This window comes from Roseateles puraquae (assembly GCF_002205845.1).
GTDB classification, from domain to species: domain Bacteria; phylum Pseudomonadota; class Gammaproteobacteria; order Burkholderiales; family Burkholderiaceae_C; genus Pelomonas; species Pelomonas puraquae.
Window position 1 is genome coordinate 286,709 of record NZ_NISI01000007.1, and the last position, 21,920, is coordinate 308,628.

Annotated in this window: 27 protein-coding genes and 1 riboswitch; of the genes, 12 read left to right on the top strand and 15 right to left on the bottom strand. The window is 70.7% G+C overall.

Annotated elements, in window-relative coordinates; all coding sequences use genetic code 11:
* Positions 1-3 precede the first annotated feature (3 nt).
* The 11 genes from CDO81_RS18510 (at position 4) to CDO81_RS18555 (ending at position 6,887) form a co-directional block, all read left to right on the top strand.
* Positions 4-858 (top strand): substrate-binding periplasmic protein, encoded by an 855-nt coding sequence (locus CDO81_RS18510; protein WP_088484703.1) that lies wholly within the window; start codon positions 4-6, stop codon positions 856-858.
* A gap of 54 nt (positions 859-912) precedes the next feature.
* Positions 913-1,131, top strand: a complete 219-nt coding sequence (locus tag CDO81_RS27700; protein WP_144397303.1) for a CopG family transcriptional regulator — start codon at positions 913-915, stop codon at positions 1,129-1,131.
* Positions 1,128-1,568: a PIN domain-containing protein gene (locus CDO81_RS18515; RefSeq protein ID WP_144397304.1), complete on the top strand. Its 441-nt coding sequence runs from the start codon at positions 1,128-1,130 to the stop codon at positions 1,566-1,568. Before CDO81_RS27700 ends, CDO81_RS18515 begins: the two co-directional genes overlap by 4 nt.
* On the top strand, positions 1,565-2,644 hold the full coding sequence (hisC, locus tag CDO81_RS18520) for a histidinol-phosphate transaminase (RefSeq protein WP_088484704.1): 1,080 nt from the start codon (positions 1,565-1,567) through the stop codon (positions 2,642-2,644). The genes CDO81_RS18515 and hisC overlap by 4 nt, the downstream gene beginning before the upstream one ends.
* Positions 2,641-3,237: an imidazoleglycerol-phosphate dehydratase HisB gene (gene hisB, locus CDO81_RS18525; protein ID WP_088484705.1), complete on the top strand. Its 597-nt coding sequence runs from the start codon at positions 2,641-2,643 to the stop codon at positions 3,235-3,237. Before hisC ends, hisB begins: the two co-directional genes overlap by 4 nt.
* Positions 3,234-3,881 (top strand): imidazole glycerol phosphate synthase subunit HisH, encoded by a 648-nt coding sequence (hisH, locus tag CDO81_RS18530; RefSeq protein WP_088484706.1) that lies wholly within the window; start codon positions 3,234-3,236, stop codon positions 3,879-3,881. Before hisB ends, hisH begins: the two co-directional genes overlap by 4 nt.
* Positions 3,882-3,936: 55 nt before the next feature.
* Positions 3,937-4,683, top strand: coding sequence for a 1-(5-phosphoribosyl)-5-[(5-phosphoribosylamino)methylideneamino]imidazole-4-carboxamide isomerase (hisA, locus tag CDO81_RS18535; RefSeq protein WP_088484707.1), 747 nt, complete (start codon positions 3,937-3,939; stop codon positions 4,681-4,683).
* Between the two features lies 1 nt (position 4,684).
* Entirely contained in the window at positions 4,685-5,464 is a 780-nt protein-coding gene (gene hisF / locus CDO81_RS18540; RefSeq protein WP_088484708.1) for an imidazole glycerol phosphate synthase subunit HisF, read from the top strand.
* Position 5,465: 1 nt separating this feature from the next.
* Positions 5,466-6,017 (top strand): 16S rRNA (guanine(966)-N(2))-methyltransferase RsmD, encoded by a 552-nt coding sequence (gene rsmD, locus CDO81_RS18545; protein WP_088484709.1) that lies wholly within the window; start codon positions 5,466-5,468, stop codon positions 6,015-6,017.
* Positions 6,014-6,508: a pantetheine-phosphate adenylyltransferase gene (coaD, locus tag CDO81_RS18550; RefSeq protein WP_088484710.1), complete on the top strand. Its 495-nt coding sequence runs from the start codon at positions 6,014-6,016 to the stop codon at positions 6,506-6,508. The genes rsmD and coaD overlap by 4 nt, the downstream gene beginning before the upstream one ends.
* 121 nt (positions 6,509-6,629) lie before the next feature.
* Positions 6,630-6,887 carry a YfhL family 4Fe-4S dicluster ferredoxin gene (locus CDO81_RS18555; RefSeq protein WP_088484711.1) on the top strand — a complete coding sequence of 86 codons (258 nt, stop codon included), beginning with the start codon at positions 6,630-6,632 and terminating at the stop codon, positions 6,885-6,887.
* A 22-nt stretch (positions 6,888-6,909) separates the two neighbouring features.
* Here the strand turns inward: CDO81_RS18555 and CDO81_RS18560 are convergent, their stop codons facing one another.
* Positions 6,910-7,974 (bottom strand): hypothetical protein, encoded by a 1,065-nt coding sequence (locus tag CDO81_RS18560; protein ID WP_088484712.1) that lies wholly within the window; start codon positions 7,972-7,974, stop codon positions 6,910-6,912.
* 40 nt (positions 7,975-8,014) lie between these two features.
* Entirely contained in the window at positions 8,015-9,073 is a 1,059-nt protein-coding gene (locus CDO81_RS18565) for a S1/P1 nuclease (protein WP_088484713.1), read from the bottom strand.
* A 130-nt stretch (positions 9,074-9,203) separates the two neighbouring features.
* Between CDO81_RS18565 and CDO81_RS18570 the strand changes: the two genes are divergently transcribed.
* Entirely contained in the window at positions 9,204-9,614 is a 411-nt protein-coding gene (locus CDO81_RS18570; RefSeq protein WP_088484714.1) for a DUF4259 domain-containing protein, read from the top strand.
* A gap of 14 nt (positions 9,615-9,628) precedes the next feature.
* Here CDO81_RS18570 and CDO81_RS18575 read toward each other — a convergent pair whose 3' ends face one another.
* From CDO81_RS18575 to pth, 13 genes are all read right to left on the bottom strand, one after another.
* On the bottom strand, positions 9,629-11,080 hold the full coding sequence (locus CDO81_RS18575; protein ID WP_241517057.1) for a cobyric acid synthase: 1,452 nt from the start codon (positions 11,078-11,080) through the stop codon (positions 9,629-9,631).
* Complete coding sequence (locus tag CDO81_RS18580; RefSeq protein WP_088484715.1) at positions 11,077-12,060, bottom strand: aminotransferase class I/II-fold pyridoxal phosphate-dependent enzyme; 984 nt, start codon at positions 12,058-12,060, stop codon at positions 11,077-11,079. The genes CDO81_RS18575 and CDO81_RS18580 overlap by 4 nt, the downstream gene beginning before the upstream one ends.
* Positions 12,057-12,971 carry an adenosylcobinamide-phosphate synthase CbiB gene (gene cbiB / locus CDO81_RS18585; protein WP_088484716.1) on the bottom strand — a complete coding sequence of 305 codons (915 nt, stop codon included), beginning with the start codon at positions 12,969-12,971 and terminating at the stop codon, positions 12,057-12,059. The genes CDO81_RS18580 and cbiB overlap by 4 nt, the downstream gene beginning before the upstream one ends.
* Positions 12,972-12,979: 8 nt before the next feature.
* A complete protein-coding gene (locus tag CDO81_RS18590) occupies positions 12,980-13,315 on the bottom strand; it encodes a DUF1636 family protein (protein ID WP_088484717.1) in 336 nt (111 codons plus the stop codon).
* Positions 13,312-13,881, bottom strand: a complete 570-nt coding sequence (gene cobO / locus CDO81_RS18595; RefSeq protein ID WP_088484718.1) for a cob(I)yrinic acid a,c-diamide adenosyltransferase — start codon at positions 13,879-13,881, stop codon at positions 13,312-13,314. The genes CDO81_RS18590 and cobO overlap by 4 nt, the downstream gene beginning before the upstream one ends.
* 5 nt (positions 13,882-13,886) lie before the next feature.
* On the bottom strand, positions 13,887-15,218 hold the full coding sequence (locus tag CDO81_RS18600; RefSeq protein ID WP_088484719.1) for a cobyrinic acid a,c-diamide synthase CobB: 1,332 nt from the start codon (positions 15,216-15,218) through the stop codon (positions 13,887-13,889).
* On the bottom strand, positions 15,215-15,973 hold the full coding sequence (locus CDO81_RS18605; protein WP_088484720.1) for an ABC transporter ATP-binding protein: 759 nt from the start codon (positions 15,971-15,973) through the stop codon (positions 15,215-15,217). Before CDO81_RS18605 ends, CDO81_RS18600 begins: the two co-directional genes overlap by 4 nt.
* Positions 15,970-16,950, bottom strand: a complete 981-nt coding sequence (locus tag CDO81_RS18610; protein WP_088484721.1) for a FecCD family ABC transporter permease — start codon at positions 16,948-16,950, stop codon at positions 15,970-15,972. The genes CDO81_RS18605 and CDO81_RS18610 overlap by 4 nt, the downstream gene beginning before the upstream one ends.
* A 184-nt stretch (positions 16,951-17,134) precedes the next feature.
* Positions 17,135-18,001 (bottom strand): ABC transporter substrate-binding protein, encoded by an 867-nt coding sequence (locus CDO81_RS18615; RefSeq protein ID WP_193466516.1) that lies wholly within the window; start codon positions 17,999-18,001, stop codon positions 17,135-17,137.
* On the bottom strand, positions 17,994-18,542 hold the full coding sequence (gene cobU / locus CDO81_RS18620) for a bifunctional adenosylcobinamide kinase/adenosylcobinamide-phosphate guanylyltransferase (RefSeq protein WP_088484722.1): 549 nt from the start codon (positions 18,540-18,542) through the stop codon (positions 17,994-17,996). The genes CDO81_RS18615 and cobU overlap by 8 nt, the downstream gene beginning before the upstream one ends.
* A 10-nt stretch (positions 18,543-18,552) precedes the next feature.
* Positions 18,553-20,421 carry a TonB-dependent receptor plug domain-containing protein gene (locus CDO81_RS18625; RefSeq protein WP_088484723.1) on the bottom strand — a complete coding sequence of 623 codons (1,869 nt, stop codon included), beginning with the start codon at positions 20,419-20,421 and terminating at the stop codon, positions 18,553-18,555.
* Positions 20,422-20,494: 73 nt separating this feature from the next.
* A riboswitch (cobalamin riboswitch) is annotated at positions 20,495-20,727 on the bottom strand.
* Entirely contained in the window at positions 20,723-21,211 is a 489-nt protein-coding gene (locus tag CDO81_RS18630) for a hypothetical protein (RefSeq protein ID WP_088484724.1), read from the bottom strand. (Overlaps the previous riboswitch by 5 nt.)
* On the bottom strand, positions 21,208-21,891 hold the full coding sequence (pth, locus tag CDO81_RS18635) for an aminoacyl-tRNA hydrolase (RefSeq protein WP_088484725.1): 684 nt from the start codon (positions 21,889-21,891) through the stop codon (positions 21,208-21,210). The genes CDO81_RS18630 and pth overlap by 4 nt, the downstream gene beginning before the upstream one ends.
* Between the last annotated feature and the right edge of the window lie 29 nt (positions 21,892-21,920).

Genomic DNA, 21,920 nt, shown 5'->3' on the forward strand with positions numbered 1-21,920 from the left:
CGCATGGGTCTGGGTCGACGCCACCTGTTGATCGCCGGGGCGGTGCTGCCTTGCTGGGCAGCCGGTGCCGAGCCGCGCATGTTGCGCATCCCGCAGGTGTCCGCGCGGGCCGAACTGCCGCGCAGCTACCCGGCGCTGCTACTGGAGCAGGCGCTGACCGCGGCTGGGCTGCCTGTGAGCCTGTCGCAGACTCGCGAACCCATTCCGCAGAACCGCGCCTTTCTGGCGCTCGGGCGGGGCCCGGATCGGCTGGACGTTGTCTGGTCGATGACGTCCGTCGAACGCGAGGCCCGGGCGCGCGCCATCCGCGTGCCGCTGTTCAAGGGCCTGTTCGGCTGGCGGCTCCTGCTCGCCCGGCCGGCGATGGCTGAGCGCTTGCGTCAGGTGCAGACGCTCGATGAGCTGCGGGCCTTCGTGATGCTGCAGGGTCAGGACTGGCCGGACACCGCCATCCTGCGCGCCGCCGGCCTGCAGGTCATCGCGTCGCCCACCTACGAGGCGATGTTCAAGCAGCTGCGCCTCGGCCGGGGTGACGCCTTTCCCCGGGCCATCGAGGAGATCTGGTGGGAGCAGGCCTTGCACGGTGAAGGCTTGGTGGTGGTGCCCGAACTGGGCCTTCACTACCCGACGGCGGTCTACTTCTTCGTCGACCGCGGCGACGAAGCGCTGGCCCAGGCGATCGAGCTCGGACTGCAGCGCCTGCGAGCTAGCGGTGCCTTCGACCGGCTCTTTCTCAAGCACCACGGCGACGACATCGTCCGCGCCCAGCTGGACCGTCGCCGCATCTTTGAACTCGCGAACCCGCGGTTGCCGCCGCAGACGCCGTTGGATCAGGCCGAGCTGTGGTTTCGTCCCTAGGGTTAACGTGACACGAAGTTCGTGCAACACGAACTTCGTGATACGCTGCCCGCCATGAAGAACGTGACCGTGTCGATGGACGATGCCGTGGCCGAGTGGGCTCGGCTGGAAGCCGCGCGGCGCAATACCAGCGTGTCGCGCCTGCTCGGCGAGCTGCTGGCCGAGAAGATGCGCCACGACGACGCGTACGAGCGCGCGCTGCAGGACTGGCAGCACCGCGAGCGCACCTGGTCGTCGGACGGCCAGCCCTACCCGGGCCGGGGCGTGCTGTGAGCGATCCGGTCTTCGTCGACACCTCGGTGCTGCTGTTCAGCGAAGACGGCGCCCGCCCTGCCGAGCGCGAGCAGGTGCTGGCCTGGCTGCGCCAGCTGTGGGCGACGCGCACCGGCCGGGTGTCGGTGCAGGTGCTCAACGACTTCTACCTGCTGGCCACCCAGCGCGTGTCGCCGCCCATGCCCCAGGGCGACGTGCGCGCCGAGGTGCGCCGCTACCAGCACTGGCGACCCTGGCAAACCGATCAGGCCACGGTCGAGTCGGCCTGGTCGCTGGAAAGCCGCTTCGGCTTGCCGTTCGCCGACGCCCTGGTCGTGGCCAGCGCCAAGGCCCAGGGCTGCACGCGCCTGCTGAGCCTGTCCCTGCCGCACGACGCTCATTTCGACAGCGTGCAGGTGCTCAACCCTCTGGTGGCCCCCGTGCCCAATGCCGCATGACCGATCGCCTGCAGCAAGCCCTCGCCCGCATCCGTCCCGACGTGCGGGCGGCCCATGCCTACGTCGTGCAGCCGAGCACCGGTGTCGTCAAGCTCGACATCATGGAGAACCCGTTTCGCCTGCCGCCCGAGTTGCAGCGCGCGCTGGGTGAGCGCCTGGGCGCGGTCGCCATCAATCGCTACCCGGCCGAGCGCACCGCCGAGCTGGCCGCGGCACTCAAGGCGCATGCGGGCGTGCCGGCCCACTGCGGCATCACGCTGGGCAACGGCTCGGACGAACTCATCAGCCTGCTGACGCTGGCCATCGCCCAGCCCGGCGCCACGGTGCTGTCGCCGCTGCCGAGCTTTGTCATCTACGAGATGTGTGCCGGCCAGCAGCGGCTGAACTTCGTCGGCGTGCCGCTGCGAGCCGATGACTTCGAGCTGGACGAGGCCGCCATGCTGGCCGCCATCGAGCAGCACCAGCCGGCGCTGGTCTACCTCTCCTACCCCAACAACCCGACCGGCAACCTCTGGGATGCCGCCGTCATCGAGCGCATCGTCGCAGCGGCGCCGGGTCTGGTGGTGCTGGACGAGGCCTACCAACCCTTCGCCTCCCGTGACAGCCTGGACCTGATGGCCCGCCATCCTCATGTGCTGGTCATGCGCACGATGAGCAAGTTCGGCCTGGCTGGCGTGCGCATCGGCTACCTGCTCGGCGCGCGCGAGGTGGTCGACCAGATCGAGAAGCTGCGCCCGCCGTTCAACGTCAGCGTGCTCAATGCGGAGGCGGCCCTGTTCGCCCTGGACCACGCCGAGGTCTACGCCGCCCAGGCTGCTGTGCTGCGGGCTGAACGCGAGCGCGTGTTTGCGGCGCTGCAGGCTCTGCCGGGTGTGCGACCCTGGCCCAGCCAGGGCAATATGATTTTGGCGAGAGTGGCCGATGCAGGCGCCACCTTTGCCGCGCTGAAGGCGCGCGGCGTGCTGATCAAGAACGTCTCGGCCGCCCACCCCTTGCTTGCGAACTGCCTGCGCATCACCATCGGCACGCCCGACGAGAACACCCGCCTGCTGGCCGAACTGCCCCTCTGCCTATGAACACGCCCCGCATCGCCGAAGTCACCCGCAACACCCGCGAGACGCGCATCACCGTGCGCGTCAACCTCGATGGCACCGGGCAGTCCAAGCTGCACACCGGCATCGGCTTCTTCGACCACATGCTCGACCAGATCGCCCGCCATGGCCTGATCGACCTCGACATCCACTGCGAGGGCGACCTGCACATCGACGGCCACCACACGGTGGAGGACGTCGGCATCACGCTGGGCATGGCGATCGCGCAGGCCGTGGGCGACAAGGCCGGCCTGACCCGCTACGGCCACAGCTACGTGCCGCTGGACGAGGCGCTCTCGCGCGTCGTCATCGACCTCTCCGGCCGCCCGGGCCTGCACATGGACGTGAAGTTCACGGCTGGCAGCATCGGCCAGTTCGACACCCAGCTCACCTTCGAGTTCTTCCAGGGCTTCGCCAACCTGGCGCTCGCGACCGTGCACATCGACAACCTCAAGGGCCACAACGCCCACCACCAGGCTGAGACCATCTTCAAGGCCTTCGGTCGCGCGTTGCGCATGGCCACCACGCCTGACGCCCGCTCGGCAGGGGTCATTCCGTCCACGAAGGGGTCGCTGTGAGCCGTCGCGTGGCCGTGGTCGACTACGGCATGGGCAATTTGCGCTCGGTGTCGCAGGCCGTCGTGCATGCGGCGCAGGGGCAGGGCTTCGAGGTTGACATCACCTGCGATCCGGCCGTCATCCGCGCGGCCGACCGCGTCGTGCTGCCGGGCCAGGGCGCGATGCGCGACTGCATGGCCGAGCTGGCCGCCTCGGGTGCCAAGGAGGCCGTGCTGGAGGCGGCCGCCACCAAGCCGCTGCTGGGCGTGTGCGTGGGCATGCAGATGCTGCTGGACCACAGCGAGGAGCAGGACACGCCGGGCCTGGGCCTCATCCCCGGGCGCGTGCAGCGCTTCCGGCTGGAAGGCCGGCTGCAGGAAGACGGCAGCCGCTTCAAGGTGCCCCAGATGGGCTGGAACCGCGTGCACCAGCCGCGGCCCCATCCGGTGTGGGATGGCATTCCGGACGAGAGCTGGTTCTACTTCGTCCACAGCTTCTACGCGACCACCGCGCAGCCGGAGCACAGCGCCGGCGAGACCGACTATGGCCTTCGCTTTACCTGTGCGGTGGCGCGGGATAACATTTTTGCCACCCAATTCCACCCCGAGAAAAGTGCTGCGCTGGGCCTCGCCCTGTACCGCAACTTCCTGCACTGGAAGCCTTGACCGACCCGTCCCGGTCCGCACCTTCTCGACCCCTTTCTGACCCTCACCACCGGCCATGCTGCTGATCCCTGCCATCGACCTCAAAGACGGTCGCTGCGTCCGCCTCAAGCAAGGCGACATGAACGACTCGACCACCTTCGGCGAGGACCCGGCCGCCATGGCCCGGCGCTGGCTGGATGCCGGCGCGCGCCGCCTGCACCTGGTCGACCTGAACGGCGCCTTCGCCGGCAAGCCGGTCAACGAGCCGGCCATCAAGGCCATCATCAAGGAGCTGGGCGACGAGATTCCCATCCAGCTGGGCGGCGGCATCCGCGACCTCGACACCATCGAGCGCTACCTGGACGACGGCCTGTCGTACGTCATCATCGGCACGGCCGCGGTCAAGAACCCCGGCTACCTGAAAGACGCCTGCAGCGCCTTCGGCGGCCACATCATCGTGGGCCTGGACGCCAAGGACGGCAAGGTGGCGACCGACGGCTGGAGCAAGCTCACCGGCCACGAAGTCATCGACCTGGGCAAGAAGTTCGAGGACTACGGCGTCGAAGGCATCATCTACACCGACATCGGCCGCGACGGCATGCTGACTGGCATCAACATCGAGGCCACCGTCAAGCTCGCCCAGGCGCTGACCATCCCCGTCATCGCCTCCGGCGGCCTGTCCGACATCGCCGACATCGAGCGCCTGTGCGCCGTCGAGCGCGAGGGGGTCGAGGGCGTCATCTGCGGCCGCTCCATCTACACCGGTGCGCTCGACTTCGCCGCCGCGCAAAAGCGCGCCGACGAGCTGCTGGCCGAGTCCTGACGTGCTGGCCAAGCGCATCATTCCCTGCCTGGACGTGACCGCCGGTCGCGTCGTCAAGGGGGTCAACTTCGTCGGCCTGCGCGACGCGGGCGACCCGGTGGACATCGCCGCCCGCTACAACGAGCAGGGCGCCGACGAACTCACCTTCCTCGACATCACCGCCACCAGCGATGGCCGCGACCTCATCCTGCACATCATCGAGGCGGTGGCCTCGCAGGTGTTCATCCCGCTGACGGTGGGCGGTGGCGTGCGCTCGGTGGCCGATGTGCGCCGGCTGCTCAACGCCGGGGCCGACAAGGTCAGCTTCAACTCCGCCGCGGTGGCCGACCCTGAGCTCATCCGCGCGGCCAGCGATCGCTACGGTGCGCAATGCATCGTGGTGGCCATCGACGCCAAGCGCCGCCAGGGCGAAGACCTCGCGGCGCGCGGCCCGGGCTGGGATGTCTACACCCATGGCGGCCGCAAGAACGTCGGGCTCGATGCCGTGGCCTGGGCGAAGCAGATGGCCGAGTTCGGCGCCGGCGAGATCCTGCTCACGAGTATGGACCGCGACGGCACCAAGAGCGGCTTCGACCTCGAACTGACCCGCGCCGTGAGCGACGCGGTGCCCGTGCCCGTCATCGCCTCGGGCGGTGTCGGCGGCCTGGACGATCTGGCCGACGGCATCACCCAGGGCGGCGCCGACGCGGTGCTGGCGGCCAGCATCTTCCACTTCGGTGAGTACACGGTCGGCCAGGCCAAGGCGCTGATGGCCGAGCGCGGCATTCCCGTCAGGCTTTGAGGTGGGAGAGGTCCGCATCATCGGCGGGCAGTGGAAGCGCTCCAAGCTGCCCGTGCCCGATGCTCCCGGCCTGCGCCCCACGTCCGACCGCATCCGCGAGACGCTGTTCAACTGGCTCGGCCAGACGCTGACCGGCTGGCGCGTGCTCGATGCCTTCGCGGGCAGTGGCGCGCTGGGCTTCGAGGCTGCCTCGCGCGATGCCGCGGCAGTGGTGCTGGTGGAGCGTGATGCCAAGCTCGCCGCCGGCCTGCGGGCTAGCGCGCAGCGGCTCAAGGCCACCACCGTGCAGGTGCAGCCGGCCGATGCGCTGGCCTGGATGCGCAGCCAGCCGCCCGGCGGCTTCGACCTCATCCTGCTGGACCCGCCATTCGCTGCCGACGTCTTCGACCGGGCGCTCGCGGCGGCCCTGCCGCTGCTGGCCGAGGGCGGCCTGATTTACCTGGAGTCGCCCCGCGAGATCGCCCCGCCGGCCGGATTCACCGCCTGGCGCCAGGGCCGCGCCGGTGCCGTGCACTACCAGCTGCTGCGCCGCGACGACAATTCAACGCCATGACGTCTCGCACCACCATCACCGCCGTCTATCCCGGCACCTTCGACCCCATCACGCTGGGCCACGAAGACCTCATGCGCCGTGCCGCCGGCATGTTCGAGCGCCTGGTGCTGGCCGTGGCGGTCGGCCACCACAAGAAGACGCTGTTCTCGCTGGACGAGCGCCTGGCCATGGCGCAGGAGGTGGCCGCACCGCTGGGCAACGTCGAGGTAATCGCCTTTGACGGCTTGCTGCGCGACTTCGTGCGCGCCCACAACGGCCGTGTCGTCGTGCGCGGCCTGCGCACCGGCGGCGACTTTGAATACGAGTTCCAGATGGCCGGCATGAACCGCAAGCTCATGCCGGAGGTGGAGACCATCTTCCTCACGCCGGGTGAGCATCACCAGTACACCTCCAGCACCTTCGTGCGCGAGATCGCGACCTTGGGCGGCGAAGTGGCTGAGTTCGTGTCGCCGGGCGTGCTGGCGCGGCTGAAGACCAGGACGGCGAAATGATGTTGCGGGGTTTTGCACGGACCATGGCCACAGAGGCACGGAGGCACAGAGGCGATGGACCTTCAGACGCCAGCCGCTCTGTGGCTCTGTGCCTCTGTGGCCGCGTGCCTGGGAGGCCGACATGGCTCTGATGATCACTGACGAATGCATCAACTGCGACGTCTGCGAGCCGGCCTGCCCGAACCATGCGATCTCGATGGGGGCGGAGTACTACCAGATCGACCCGGCCAAGTGCACCGAGTGTGTCGGTCATTTCGATGAGCCGCAGTGCGTGACGCTTTGCCCGGTGGCCTGCATCCCGGTCAACCCGGCGCATGTCGAGACGCGCGAGACCCTGATGCAGAAGTACGAGCGCCTGACCGCCGCGCCCGCGGCCTGAGGCGCATTGCAGTGGCGCAGGCCTAACGTCGCTCCACGTAGCTTTCACCGTCCAGCCAGAGCACGCCGCCCGGCTTGGCCGGGTCTGTGATCAGCACTCGCTGCTCGTGCTCGCCGTTGTCGTAGCCGATGCGCAGCAGCAGGCCATCCACGCGGTAGCGGCCACTGCGCTCGCCCGGCCCGCCGCGGGTCACCACGCTCGTGCCCCCAGCCTGCGCGGTGCTGCCCACGGCGCCGGTGCGCACCACGCGGCCATCGGGGCTGAACCGGTACTCGTCCACCACCGTCACCGACTGCTGGCCGCCCACCGCCACATTGCCCACGCCGCTGGTGCTGCGAAAGCGCCCGGACAGGCGCAGGTCGGCCGGCAGTTGCGCATAGGTGTTGTCGAAGGGCAGCTTCTCCCAGCGGCCGTCCTTGCGCACCTGTACCTGGCCACCCTGGCGCCGCCACTGGCTCCACTGCTCGGGGTGGGCCGCGCGGTGGGCGGCCAGGCCGCGTGCGTCGCGCAGGCCCTTCACCTCGGTCAGCAGTTCGCCGCCCTTGAACAGCACCACCGGGTAGATGTCCAGTGCGATGAAGCCGCCCAGGCCCATCTTGGGCCGGGTGTCGAACGCAAAGCTGTCGATGCGGGCCAGCACGTCGGCCGGCACGGGGGCTGAGGTCGTGGCCTCCACCGTGGCGGCACCGGGGCTCGGCGGAGGCGGCTGCGTGGGCAGTGCCGGCGCCTCGGCAGATCGGGCCAGGCGCGCATCGGGCAACTGGGTCAGCGAGGCGGCAGCCGTGCAGGCGTTGGCGCCCTTGTCGCGCGCCATCTGCTCGATCTGCTGCGCGGCCCGATCCAGTTGCGCGGCCAGCCGCGGCTGAGCCCGCAGCGCCGGCAGCTGGGTGCGCACGGCCGCGAGGTCGTTCTCGCGTGCCCAGCGCTGCACCTGGTCCCGCTGCGGCGGCGTGTAGGCCCCGGCGCAGGTGGCATCGAGGCGGTCAAAGCTGGTCACGATGACGGCGGCCTGCAGCAGGGCGCGATCGGGCGTGTCGGCGAGGGCAGGCAAAGCGGCAGCGATGGCGAGCAACAGGGCAGGGCGCATGCCTTGCAGTGGAGCGTCGCCTTGGCCGTTCAGCCAAGCCCTAGTTCAGTATGGCCTTCAGCAACTGCGCCAGCCCAGCGCCGGCCCGCGTCAGCTGCTCGCGCTTGATGGCATCCGCCCGGGCGCTGTAGCCCGGGGGCAGCACCACGTTCCAGTGCGCGCCCTGCCGGGGGGAGATGACCAGGCCGTCGAACGCGAGGCGCGCCTGTTCGAGGGATTGCGTCGCCCAGCGTTCGGCCCAGTCGGCGGGGTCGTCGGCGTCGGTTGGCAGCTGGCGTGCTTCGGCCAGCCAGGCAGCATCCACGCGTTGGGGCCTGAGTGCGTCCGGCACGCTGTCCCACAGGGTGTGCAGCTTCAACGGAGCCGCACCGGTCGTGACGGGCGCAGACGGTGATCGAGCCGCCCGGGTCGCCTGGGGCGCCGCGACGACCCACAGGCTGTTGCCACCCACCGTGAAGCTGGCCGGGTCCAGCCCGGCCTTGTCGGGGTCGACCCGGTGGCCCTGGGCGTCGAGGTAGAGGGCCCCCACGTGCAGCGGCTGGTGGATGTCGCCCACCAGATGCACCAGCACCAGCAAGGCTTCGCGCTTGCTCTTGAACTGCGGTGGCCCGGCGGCCGGCTTGCCTTGCAGCACCCGAACGGCGGTGCGCAGCGCGCCCGCCACGTCATCCGTTCGCGTGCCGATGAAGCCCAGCGCATAACGGCTGCGTTGGACGGCCACGTCGGTGTAGTGCGCCTGGCGGTGGCAGCTGTCTTCGTCAGGGCCGATCTGGCACTGCCTGTCGTTGCGACGCACGTAGTCGGCCATCTCGGCCATGCGCGCCGGTGTTTCCAGCGGTGCGCACTCGGGGTACTTGCCCGGCGAGGGATAGCGGTATTGCTGGGCTGGCGACACACCCTTGGCGCAGTCGGCCCAGAGGCTCGCCAAGGGCAGCGAGATGTCGCCCAGCAGTTCGGTCACACGGGCCTCGGTGGGCGTGCCCTGGATCAGGCGCGCCGCGATCGTGGCGACGGTCTGGTGGCCATCGGGCCCCCAGGCGTGGGTCACCAGTGGCAGGGTGAGCAGGGCAGGGAAGAGGACGTGGCGTCGCAAAGGCATGGGATGGGCATGGTGCGAGTGAACTGGCGCCAGCGTAGCGCGTGGGCTTGATGACACCGTTCGTCATCGCCCTTGCCTTGGCCTTCGGTTAGGCTGCGTCGGTCACTTCAAGTTCAATCAGGGGGAAAGGATGGGTGCCTGGTCGCACGAACCCTTCGGCAACGACACCGCTCTGGACTGGGCCGCGGAGCTCGCCACGGTCAAGAACCTGGCCGTCATCGAGGCCGCCTTTGATGCGGTCAACGAAGACGGCGAGGACTATCTGGATGCTTCAGCCGGCGAGGAAGCCGTGGCCGCCGCCCAGGCGCTGGCGGGTCTGATGTCGCCTGCCATCCTGGCAAACGCATGCCCCGAGTCCGTTCAGGACTGGGCGCGCCAGATGGCCGAGCAGCCCAACCCGGCCTTGAAGCGCAAGGCCCGGCAGGCCCTCCAGCGCGTGCTGTCCGAGTCTTCGGAGCTTCGCGAGCTGTGGGAGGAGACCGACGACTTCGCGGCCTGGCAGGACAGCCTCCGCGGCTTGCAAGCTGTCATCGGCACCTGAGCCTGCTGGCGATTTCAGTCGATCAGGCTGGCCAGCCGCCCCGGCTGGAAATGCAGGTCGATGAAATCCGCCAGTCCGTCGAACACCATCTCCAGCGGCCGCCCCGCCTGGCCGAACAAGGCCCGCAGCACCGCCGGCTGCTCGAACAGCCCGTGCGCGTACAGCCCGAGCACCTGGCCGGATTGCCAGCCCACCGCCTCACCCTTGGCATTGCGCAGCGCGACCTGGGGCGGCGGCAGGCCCGCATGGGCCTGGGTGCGGCCGTGGCGGATTTCGTAGCCGGCGGCCTGCACGCCGGCCAGGGCCTGCCAGGGGCCTTCGAGGGCCGTGTCGAACTGAAAGCCAGTGCTGCGCAGCAGCTTGTCGCGCTCGAACACCGTCACCAGCGGCAGCAGGCCCAAGCCCGGCGCATTGCCGTCCAGGCCGTGCGGGTCGATCAGTGCCTCGCCCAGCATCTGCAGGCCACCGCAGATGCCGAGCACCGGCCCGCGGTGCTGGTTGATGGCAGCGTCGAGCTTTTGCGCGCGCAGCCAGGCGAGGTCGGCTGCGGTGGCCTTGGAGCCGGGCAGGATGATCCAGTCCACCCCGGCCAGGTCGCGTGGCTCGCGGGCCCACGACAGCCGCACGCCGGGCAGCTGGCGCAGGGGCTGGAACTCGTCGAGGTTGGAGATGCGCGGATAGGCGATGACCGCGATGCGCAGCCCGGTGCCGCTGCCGGTCGCGCTGTCGTCGAACACGCCGTCCTCCTCGGGCAGGCCGTGGCCGCGCCACATGGGCAGGGTGGCGATGGTCGGCACGCCGGTCAGGTGCTCCAGCTGCTCGGGGCCGGGCGCGAGCAGGCCGGCGTCGCCGCGGAAGCGGTTCAGCACGAAGCCGCGCACCAGGCCGCGCACGTCCGCCGGCATGAGCTGGTGGGTGCCGTACAGATGGGCGAAGGCGCCGCCGCGGTCGATGTCGGTCACCAGCAGGCAGGCAGCCCGCGCATCGCGGGCCGTGCCGAGGTTGACATGGTCGGTGGGCGCGAGGTTGATCTCGGCCGGCGAGCCGGCGCCTTCGATGACCACCACGTCGTTCTCGCGCAGCAGCTCATGCAGCGCCGCGCGGGCACGGGGCTTGAGGAGGGCACTGCGCTCGCGCCAGGGCATGCGGGAGAGGGCTTCGTCCACCTCGCCCATGACGACCACCTGGCTCTGCGTGTCGGCCTCGGGCTTGAGCAGGATGGGGTTCATGCGCACCTCGGGCACCCGGCGCGCGGCCAGGGCCTGGAAGTACTGGGCGCTGCCGATCTCGCCGAGGCCTTCGTTCAGGCCCGGAACGACACGCGCGTTGTTGCTCATGTTCTGCGCCTTGAATGGCGCCACCTTCAGCCCCTGGCGGGCATACCAGCGGCACAGCGCGGTGGCCAGCCAGCTCTTGCCGGCGCCACTCGTGGTGCCCAGCACCATGACGGCCTTGCCTCGGCTCATGCGTCTTCTCCCTGAATGTCGATCAATGCGAGTTGCAGCGCCTGCTGCGCGGCTGGCGCCTGGGCCGAGACGCGCACCCAGCCCGGCAGGCCGAAGGAGGTGGCGTCGCGCAGGCGCAGGCCGCGCTCGCGCAGGCGGGGCAGCAGGTCGGGCCGCGGCGGGCGCGCCAGCCAGAAGTGGGTGCAGCTGTCGTGCTGCTGCCAGTCGAGGCCGGCCAGCAGGCGGCGTTGGTCGGCCACCCAGCCGCGCAGCGTGACGCGCGACTCAGTGAGCCAGGCCTGCGTGTCGGCGTCGAGGCTGTGCGTCAGCATCGCCACGCCCTCGGCCGACAGCACCCAGCTCGGTGCCAGCGACTGCGCCTGCGCCCAGACGGCATCGGCCTGCGGCGCGATGGCATAGCCGGCGCGGATGCCCGTCAGCCCGAGTGCCTTGTTGGGGCAGATGAGCTGCCAGGCGCCCGGCGGCAAGGGCGGCGCCTCACCCTGCAGGCGCAAGGGCTCGTAGGCGCGGTCGACCACCACCAGCGCCTCCAGCGTCTCCAGCGCCGGCCAGTCGGCACTGCTGGTGCCCGTGGGGTTGCAGGGTTCGCAGATCCACACCAGGGCCACGCCGGTCGGGCGGATGTCCTGCGGCTGGGCGTAGGGGCGCACTGCCATCTGCAGCGCCTGGGCGGCCAGCGCGTAGTCGCCGAAGCCGGGCTGCGGCACCCACACCTCGCGGCGGCCGGTGAGCCAGGCGGCCAGGGTCAGCCGGCGGATGCCTTCCGCGCCGCCCGCGGTGGGCAGGACGAGGTCCTCATCGCCGAGCAGGCGGCGCAGCGCGCGGTATTGCGGGTCGGGGTAGCGGCTGCGGTCGGCCTGCAGCACCGCCTGCAGCAGCGCGGGCGGTGGGCCCAGCGGGTTGGCATTGGTGGAGAAGTCGTGCGTGATCGGCAGCCCATCATCGGGGCCGCCGTGCTCGGGCAGCAGCGGCGTGTTCATGCGTGCAGGGCCCCCGCGAGAGCCGCGATGATCACGCCGCCAACGGCCACGGCGCGGCTGGCGATGCGGCACGCCTCGCCCACGTCGCCAGCGCGCACCGCCTGGCCCTCGGCATGCAGCCGGTAGACGCCCGGTTTGGCGAGCTGGCGGTCCAGGCGCAGGGCCATCGCGGCCATGGGCCAGCCGCTGTTGGGCGAAGGCGTGCGGCGGGCCTCGCGCCACAGGCGCTGCGCGCGGGGCGGCCACAGCAGCAGCGCGGTGAGCCGCGCGGGCAGCCACGACAGCACGTCATCCGCACGTGCCGCCCACTTGCCACACCATTCGCGTTCGTCCCGGTAGCCCCACATCGCATCGGCCGTGTTGGCGAAGCGGTAGACCGCCGCACCCGGCAGGCCGAACAGCGCGAACCAGAACAGGGGTGCGATGACCGAGTCATTGAGGTTCTCGGCCAAGGTCTCGATGGCGGCTTCACGAACCTCGGTGGCACTGAGCTGCGTGGTGTCGCGGCTCACGAGCCGAGACAGTCGCGCGCGGCCCGCGGGCAGCGACTCGGTGAGTGCCGCCTCCACCGCCATGACTTCGTCCGCCAGCATGCGCCAGGCCAGCAGGGGCTTGAGCAGCAGGCCCAGCACCGCGGCGGCCGCGACCAGCCGCAGCGGGGAATCGCCCGGCCTCAGCCCGATCAGCAGCCAGCCGTGCAGCCAGAGTGCGATGAACCCGACGGCCGCCGCGCCGAGGAGCCACGCGAGCGCACCGGCGATGAAACCGGCCGCCGGCGGCAACCGGGTGAGTCGGAACAGGCCGAGGTAGCGCCCCATGCCCACCACCGGATGCGCCCAGGCCGGCGGCTCGCCCCACAGGCGGTCCACCGCGAGTGCGACCAGCAGCGACAGTGGCAGCAGCCAGGCCATGTGCGCGTTCAGCGCAGCGGCGGCAGGCGCGCCACGAGGCCGGTCTTGAGCCGCTCGGGCCGGCGGTCCCAGGGCAGCAGGCCCTCGCCGGGCTCGGCATGCTGGCCGGCCACGGCCAGCAGCGCGTCCACGCAGGCCTCATCGGGTGCGAGCTGCCCGAACACATAGCTGTGCTTGCCCGCACCCTGCAGGGCCACGGTGCAGCTCTGGCGGCAGGCGGCGAGGCAGGCCTGGCCCTGGATGGCCAGCGGCAGGTCGCGCGCCAGCGCCTCGTTCTCGACGGCCTCCAGCAAGGCCTGGCCCCGCCCGTCGGCGCAGGTGGTGCAGATGATGAGTGCGCTCAATCCTCGATCCCCCGCTGGGCGGGCACCCCGGCCTTGAAGTGGTGCTTGACCATCTGCATCTCGGTCACGGTGTCGGCCAGCTCGATCAGCTCGGCCGGCGCGCCGCGCCCGGTCAGCACCACATGCACATGCGGGGGCCGTTCGCGCAGGCAGGCCAGCACGGCGTCGAGCGCGATCCAGCCGTAGCGCAGGGGGTACATGATCTCGTCCAGTACCACCAGGAAATGCTCGCCGCCACGGATGGTGGCCTCGGCCCGGGCCCAGCCCTCGCGCGCGAGGTCGGCGGAGTGTTCGAGGTCCTTGCTCTTCCACGAGAAGCCATCGCCCAGGCCGATGATGGGCACGCCGAGCTGCTCGAAGACGCGGTGCTCGCCGAAGCGGGCGCTGGGCACCTTCATGAACTGGTAGATCAGCACCGGCTTGCCGCGGCCATGGGCCCGCAGTGCCAAGCCGAAGGCCGCCGTGCTCTTGCCCTTGCCATCGCCCGTGTGCACGAGCACGAGGCCGCGGCGCTCGCCCGTGGGCACGATGCGTTCGCGATGGACCGGGGGAGATTCGATTTCCATGACAGTCACTCAGGGGTTGGCAGCTGGCCCGTCGCTCGGCCGCTGAAGAATGCAGCGACCGCCTCGGGGTTGGAGGGAAAGTAGTGGTGCACGTAGCTCGCCCGCAGCCCGCCGTGCTGGTACAGGGCCTCGGCGGTGCGGCCGCCGTTGGGGTTGGTTGCCGTGGCCAGCGCGGGCAGCGGGGTGTCGAGCGTGGAGAAGTGAAAGCTGTGGCCCCGCAGCGGCCCCTCCGGCCAGTCGATGGCCTGCAGGCCGAGGGCGGCCAGACGTGACTGCAGCTGGGCCCGGCCCGGCATCAGGCCGGCCATGCGGTGGGGCGTGCCGTCGACCTCGTTGAGCTGGTCCAGCAGTGCCAGCATGCCGCCGCATTCCGCCAGCACCGGCTTGCCCGCTGCCAGATGCGCGCCGAGGTCGGCGGCGAGGGTGGGGTGGGCGGCCAGTGTTGCGGCATGCAGCTCGGGGTAGCCGCCGGGCAGCCAGACGGCGTCCGAGGTCGGGAGCGGCTCGTGTCGCAGCGGCGAGAAGAAGTGCAGTTGCGCCCCCATCGCCCGCAGCAGATCGAGGTTGGCCGGGTAGATGAAGCCGAAGGCGGCATCGCGTGCGATGGCGATGCGTCGGCCGGCCAGCAAAGCAGGCAGGGGCGGCTCGGCGATGTCGACGATAGGCACCGGCGTGAACGCGAAGCCGGGTCGCAACGCCGCATCCCAGGCGTCGGCCCAGGCTTCGAGCTGCACGTCCAGATCCGGCTGCTCCAGCGCCTGCACCAGGCCGAGGTGGCGCTCCGGCAGGCTGAGCGCCGGGTTGCGGGGCAGCGCTGCGATCAGCGGCAGCTCGTCGGGCAGGCCTTCGCCCAGCATGCGGCCATGTGCCACGCTGCCGATCCGGTTGGCGATGACGCCGGCATGCCGCAGCGTCGGGCGGAAGTTGGCCAGGCCCGTGGCGAGCGCCGCGAAGGTCTGCGCCATGGCCGAGGCGTCGATGACGCACACCACCGGCAGGCCGAAGGCGGCGGCCAGGTCGGCGCTGCTCGGGTCGCCGTCGAACAGGCCCATCACGCCTTCGACGAGGATCAGGTCGGCTTCGCGTGCCGCCTGTGCGAGCAGGCTGCGGCAGTGTTCGAAGCCGCCCATGAAAAGATCCAGCTGGTAGACCGGCGTGCCGCAGGCCCGGGCCAGGATGCCGGGGTCGAGGAAGTCCGGCCCGGTCTTGAACACCCGCACGCGCTCGCCGCGCCGCGCATGGCTGCGTGCGATGGCGGCGGTGATGCTGGTCTTGCCCGAGCCGGAAGAGGGCGCACTGATGAACAGCGCGGGGCAAGCGTGTGTGGAAGGGCTCATAGCGGCAAGGCCACCCAGCGGCCATCGAGCTGGGCGATGTGAAGGCGCGGGCCGAAGACGGCCCGCAGCGCGGCGTGGGTGGCGGAGTCGGCCGGGGCGCCGGTGTGCACGATGCGGCCATCGGCCATCAGCACGACATGGTCGGCCTGCAAGGCCAGATGCAGTTCGTGCAGCACGCTGACCACGCCGTGGCCGGCCGCCACGCGCTCGCGCACCAGCGCCATCCAGTCGGCTTGGTGGGGCGGGTCCAGGTGGGCGAGGGGCTCGTCCATCAGCATCATGGGGGCCTGCACGGCCAGCACGCGGGCCAGCAGCACGCGCTGGCGCTCGCCGCCGGACAGCGACCCCAGACGCCGCTCACGCCAGGCCCAGCTCTGCGTGGCCTGCATGGCGGCCTGCACAGCGGCATGGTCAGCCTGCGCGGGCGGTGCCAGCCAAGGCCGGTGAGGCAGGCGGCCGAGCTGCACCACGTCCTCTGCGGTGAGATCGTCGGCGCCGCTTTCGTGCTGGCCCATCCAGGCCAGGCGTTGGGCGCGTTCGCGGGCGGGCCAGTCCTGCAGGGCTCGGCCGTCAAGCATGACCTGGCCCTCGCAGCGTTGCAGGCCGGCGATGGCGCGCAGCAGCGTCGACTTGCCCGCACCGTTGGGCCCGACGATGGCCGTCCAGCGGCCACGGGTCAGCGTGAGGTCGATGCCGTGCACGAGGTCGCGTCCGTCGATGCGGACGCGGTCGATGCGAGCGTGGAGCGAGCTCATCGCCTGGGCCCCGCGCGCCGGTGCATCAGCACGAGCAGATAGAGGCCGCCGAGCAGGGCCGTGACCAGGCCCACCGGCAGCTCCTGCGGCCGGATGAGGGCGCGGGCGAGCACGTCGGCCGCCAGCAGCAACGCACCACCCGCTGCGGCAGACAGCGCAATCAGCCAACCATGCAACATCGGGCACAACGCGCGCACCAGATGCGGCGCGACGAGCCCGACGAAAGCGACGATGCCCGTCTGCGCCACCGCCGCGCCGGTGGCCAGCGCGAAGGCGCCGATCAGCAGCAGCCGCGCCAGTCCCAGGCGCACGCCGAGGGAGGCCGCCGTCGATTCACCCAGGGTCAGCGCATCCAGCGCAGGGCTGCCGAGCAGGCCGACGAGGCCGGCCGTGATGCCGCAGACCGCCATCACCCACACGCTGTTCCAGCCCAGCAGGCCGGTGTTGCCCAGCAGGAAGGCCTGCATGGCCCGCAGGATGTCCGGGGCCCAGAGCGTGGCCAGGCCGGTGAACGCATTCAGCACCACGCCCACCACCACGCCCGCCAGCAGCAGCCGCAGCGTCTGCTCCACGCCACGCGCCAGCACCAGGGTCAGGCCCACGCCCACGAGCGTGCCAACGAAGGCGATGCCGGTCAGGCCGATGCGGTCCAGCAGCGAGGACGTCTGCGGCGACAGACCCGTGAGTGCCAGCGCCAAGGCCACGGCCAGGCCGGCGCCCGAGGCGCTGCCCAGCAGATAAGGGTCGGCCAGCGGATTGCGGAACAGGCCCTGCGCCATCGCGCCGGCCATGCCCAGCAGGGCGCCGGCCCACCAGGCGCCCAGCGAGCGCGGCAGGCGGATCTCCCACAGGATGACGCTCATGTTCGCGTCTTGCAGGTCAGCCCAGCCGGTGCTGCCGATGAGCACGCCCGCCACGATGCCGGCCCCGCCGAGCACCAGCAGCAGCGCGAGCAGCAGGCCAGGGCGCAGGTTCATATGTTGGTGCTCCGCGCAGACACGGGAACACCGCCACAGAGGCACAGAGGCACAGAGAGACCGGGCGTGGTGATCGAGGCGACGGACCCCTGCGGGAGCACGGAAAGCCGAAGGCGTGCAATCCCGAGATGAGCCCGAGCGCCTCTGTGGCTCTGTGTCTCTGTGGCCATGTGCCGTGCGCGTGTCATGCGCCAGCCTTCTCTCGCAGGCAGCGCGCCATGATCTGCGCGGCCTCGGCCATGCGGGGGCCGGGGCGGGACAGGATGTCGCCTTCCTCCGGCTTGAAGACGCAGACACGGCCGCGCCGGATCGCATCGATGCGGTCCCAGCCCGGCCTCGTGGCGAGTCCTTCGGCGCTGCGGGTGCCGATCATGATCAGCCCCGGGTTGGCCTTCACGACGTACTCGGGGTTGATCTTGGGGAAGGGGCCGAGCTGGGCCGGGATGATGTTGCCGGCGCCGAGCCGCGTGAGCGTCTCGCCCATGAAGGACGACTCGCCCGCCGCCCACAGGCCGCTGGCCACCTCGTAGTACACGCGGATGCCCCGAGCGGAGGGCGGCACGCTGGCCGCGGCGGCCGAGACGCCGGCATCGATGTAGCGCCACACGCGCTGGGCATCGCTCACGCCCAGCACCTGGCCGAGGGTGTTGAGCACGCGCTGCACGTCCTTGTAGGAACGCGGCTCCAGCGCGATGACCTTCAGGCCGAGCGCTCGCAGCCGTTCGGACACCCGCGAGGCGGTGGCCAGCAGCACCACGTCCGGCTTGAGTGCCGCGATCATCTCGACATTGGTGTCGTCCAGCCCGCCCAGCTTGGGCAGGGCGTTCACGCTGGCAGGGAAGTTGGAGTAGCGGTCCACGCCCACGAGGCGGGCGCAGGCGCCGAGCTCGCAGACCGTCTCGGTCAGCGACGGCAGCAGGCTCACCACGCGTTGCGGCGGGGCCGCCAGCGTGGTGATCTGGCCGAGGTCGTCCTTGATCTCGATGGCACCGGCCGGCAGCGCGAGCGCCGCGGTCAGCGCCAGCAGCCAGGGGCGAAGCAACTCAAGCATGGGTCATGTCCTCCACGGGTCGGCTCCAGGCCTGGCCGGCCACCATCAGGGTCAACTGGCCGCAGCGACGGGCGATGTCCTGGTTGAGCCGGCCGAGTTCGTCGACATAGTGCCGCGCCTCCCGGCTCATCGGGCTCACGCCCCAGCCGACCTCGTTCGAGACGAAGATCACCTGCGCACGCAGGCGCGGCAGCACATCGAGCAACGCGGCGCGCTCGGCCGCCCAGCCGGCGAGGTCGGGCTCGCCGTCCATGGGCATCAGCCAGTTGACGAGCCACAGGGTCAGGCAGTCGACCACGAGCAGATGTTGTGCATCGTCGGCCGCTTGCAGCGCGGCGCTCAGGGCCAGCGGCGCCTCCAGGGTGTGGAAGTGCGCCGGCCGCATCGCGCGGTGATGTTCGATGCGGGCCCGCATCTCGTCATCGGCGGCCAGCGCGGTGGCGACCACGCTGACCCGGCCGGGCCAGCGCAGCGCCAGCGCCTCGGCTTGCCGCGACTTGCCGCTGCGCTGACCGCCGACGATGAGGTGGTGGGCGCTCATCGAGACGACCTCAGAGCTTGGGGCTCCAGCGCAGCGACACCAGGGCGGTGCGCGGCGCCGAGGCGTAGCCATAGGCGGTGCTGGTCTCGCGGTCGAAGGCGTTGTCCAGGTTCAGCTGCAGCTTGAGGTCGCGGCTGAGCGCGTATTGCGCGTTCAGGTTGACGAGACCGTAGCCGCCCAGGCGGCGGGTGTTGGCGGCGTTGTCGAAGCGCGGGCCCGAGGCCTGCACACCGGCGCCCAGCACCCAGTTGCCCAGGGCGGTGTCGGCGTTCAGCGTGGCCAGGCGCTTGGCGCGACGGGCCAGCAGCAGGCCGGTGCTGGCATCGGTGGGCTTCTGGAAGTCCATGGTCGCGCGCAGATTCACGCCGACGACTTGCGTCGCGCCGGCCAGGCTCAGGCCTTGCAGCTTGGCCTGCGACACGTTCTGGTAGCAGCCGAAAGCACTCTGGCAGGTGCCTGCCGCGCCGAAGATGATGAGGTTGCTGACGCGGTTGCGGTAGGCCGTCGCGCTGAGTTCGCTGCGGGCGTCGTTCCACTTGAGGCCGAACTCGACATTGCGGCCCCGCTCGGCCTCCAGCGGCTTCACGCCGGGCTTGCTCAGGTCCGGGCCGTAGACGGTGCCTTGCTGATAGATGGTGGGCGCGCGGAAGGCATTGCCCACCGAGCCCACCACGCGCAGCCCGGGCGTGATCTCGTAGCCGGCCAGCAGCGTGCCGGTGTCGACGCCGCCGAACTGGCTGTCGTCGTCATGGCGCGCGTGCGCCTGCAGGCTCCACGGGCCGGCGCTGAAGAGATAACCCGCACCCACCGCGTTGCGGTGGCGCTTGCCGACACCGGCCGTCACCAGGCCGCTGTTCTGCAGTTCGTCCTCGATGCGTTCGCCTTGGAAGTTGACCTGCTGGCCCGCGGCGATCTTGTAGGAACCGGTCAGCGCCAGGTTCTTGACCTTGGTGATGGTGAGGTAGGGCGAGGGCGAGGTCTCGTAGCGGTCGCGCGACTGGCCGTAGCTCAGCTGGGTCTGCAGGGCGGGCGACCATTGGGCCGTCCAGGCCAGGCGCGTGGCGTCGGTGTCCTGCACGGTGTGGTCGTCCACCAGCGGGCGGGACTTGGAGGCGTCGTACTGGCCATTGATGTGGTTGCGGATCAGGATCAGCTCGGCGCGGTGGCCCGGTGCCAGGTCCGCGCCCAGGCGTGCGGTGCCCTGGTATTTGCGCCAGCCGTCGCGGTCGGGGATGTAGCTGAAGGAGCCGGGCACGTCGAGCGTGCTGTTGAAGCCGTCGCTTTCTTCGCCCGCCAGCGTGAAGGCGAAATCGACGACGCCCAGGCTGCCGAACAGGCCGCCGTCAGCCTTGTGGGTCGACTGCGTGCCGAGTGCGACACCGAAGTCCGCGCTGAGCGCACCGCCGGCCTTGCGGGTGAAGATCTGCACCACGCCGCCAATGGCGTCGGAGCCATAGATGGCGCTGGCCGGGCCCTTGAGCACTTCCACGCGCTCGACCTGGGACACCGGGATGCCCTGCCAGCTGGCGCCGCCGGTGGATTGCGAATCCATGCGCACGCCGTCCACCAGCACCAGGGTGTGACGGGAGTCAGCGCCGCGCAGGAAGAGGCTGGTGGTGGCCGACGCGCCGCCGTTGCGGACCATCTCGGCGCAGCCGTTGTTGCGCAGCAGGTCGGCCACGCTGGAAACGGCCTGGCGCTCGATGTCGGCGCGGGTGATGACGGTCAGGTCGGCCAGCACTTCCGACAGGCGCTGGGGCGTGCGGGTGGCGGTGGTGACGACGGTGTCGAGCTTGTTCTGGGCGTGCGCAGAAGCCGCCAGGGCCAGCACGGACAAGGCGAGCAGCGGCCGACGGACCGCAAGGAGAGCTTGGGACATGAATGGAACGGAAACGATCACTCAGCCCCGCTGACCCCCGCAGCGTGGCTGAAAAACGGTCGCCGGCTCATCGCCTGCAACCCCGTCGTTGGCCGGTATCCGGGCTGGTGGAGCAACATTCGAGACCTTCCCAGCCCGAGGGCCAGTGGTCGTGGATCGAACGCGGAGGCCTAGGGGGCCTCGTCCACTTACCGTTGCGGGGACAGCTCAGGTTAGGTTCGCAGCGTGGCCGCTCGCCCTCCTGATTCCCGTTGAACTGCAGCCGCCATGACAACGGCTGCGAGCACCAACGCCGGGCATTCTAGTGGCCCGCGGTGCTGGCGGCCTTCGCGCCCGGCTCGGCGGTGGAGGGCTTGGGAGCTTTGGGTGCCTTGGGAGCTTTGGCAGCCTTGACCGGCTTCGGCGCCTTGTGCGGTCGGGTGTGGCGCGCCGGCTGGGCCTGGGGCAGTGGCGCACTGGCAGCAGCGGGCCGCGTCGGCACCGTGAGTTGGCCGGTGCGCTGGCGGCTGGCCTCGACGTCGCTGGCGCGGCGCGCCGCCGCCAGGGCGGTCGCCTCCCGCGCGTCGGCGAGATGACGCTGGCGTGCCGCACGGGCGTCGGCTTCGCTCGGTTCGTCGTAGTCGATGCGTTGCGGTGCGCTGGGCGGGTGCGCGCCAGGGCAAGGGGAATCGCGCAGATCGCGGCCCTCGGGGCCGCAGCGGTAGACCTGGGCCTGGCGCTGCACCGTCTGGGCTGGCACGGCGGGCGCCAGCAGGAGAAGGGCAGAGCACAGGGCCAGGGCGCGCGTCATGATGACGGCGGAGTCTGCTCGCCCGTGGCGGGCTTGGGCAGGGCCTCCCCGGACTGGGGAGGCTTGGGCGTCTCGGCCGGCTTCGGCGGCTTGGGCCGGGGCGGCTTGGCGTGGATCTTGGCCAGCGCCTTGTCCATCTCGCCGCGCAGCATCAGCTCCACCGCGCCATAGCTCTTCTCGATGCAGTCTTCCACGGCCTGGCGCTCGGCCAGCGGCGGCTTGCGCAGCACGTAGTTGGCCACCTCGGCCTTGTGGCCCGGGTGGCCGATGCCCAGCCGCAGGCGCCAGAAGTCGCCGCTGCCGAGCTGGGCCTGCATGTCCTTCAGGCCGTTGTGGCCGCCGTTGCCGCCGCCCTTCTTGAACTTCATCTCGCCGGGGGGCAGGTCCAGCTCGTCATGCACCGCCAGGATCTCGTCGGGTGCGATCTTGAAGAAGCGCGCCAGCGCCGCCACCGACTTGCCCGACAGGTTCATGTAGGTCATGGGCTCGAGCAGCCAGATCGGGCCGCTGGCGCCGGGGGCGTGGTTCACTCGAGCGACCAGGCCGTGATAGGCCTTGTCGGGCGTGAGGCTGACCTTCAGGCCGCGCGCCAGGCCATCGATCCACCAGAAGCCGGCGTTGTGGCGGGTATCTTCGTATTCAGGCCCGGGGTTGCCCAGGCCGACCATCAGCTTGATCATGAACGTGATCGTAGCTTTGGCCGCCAGCA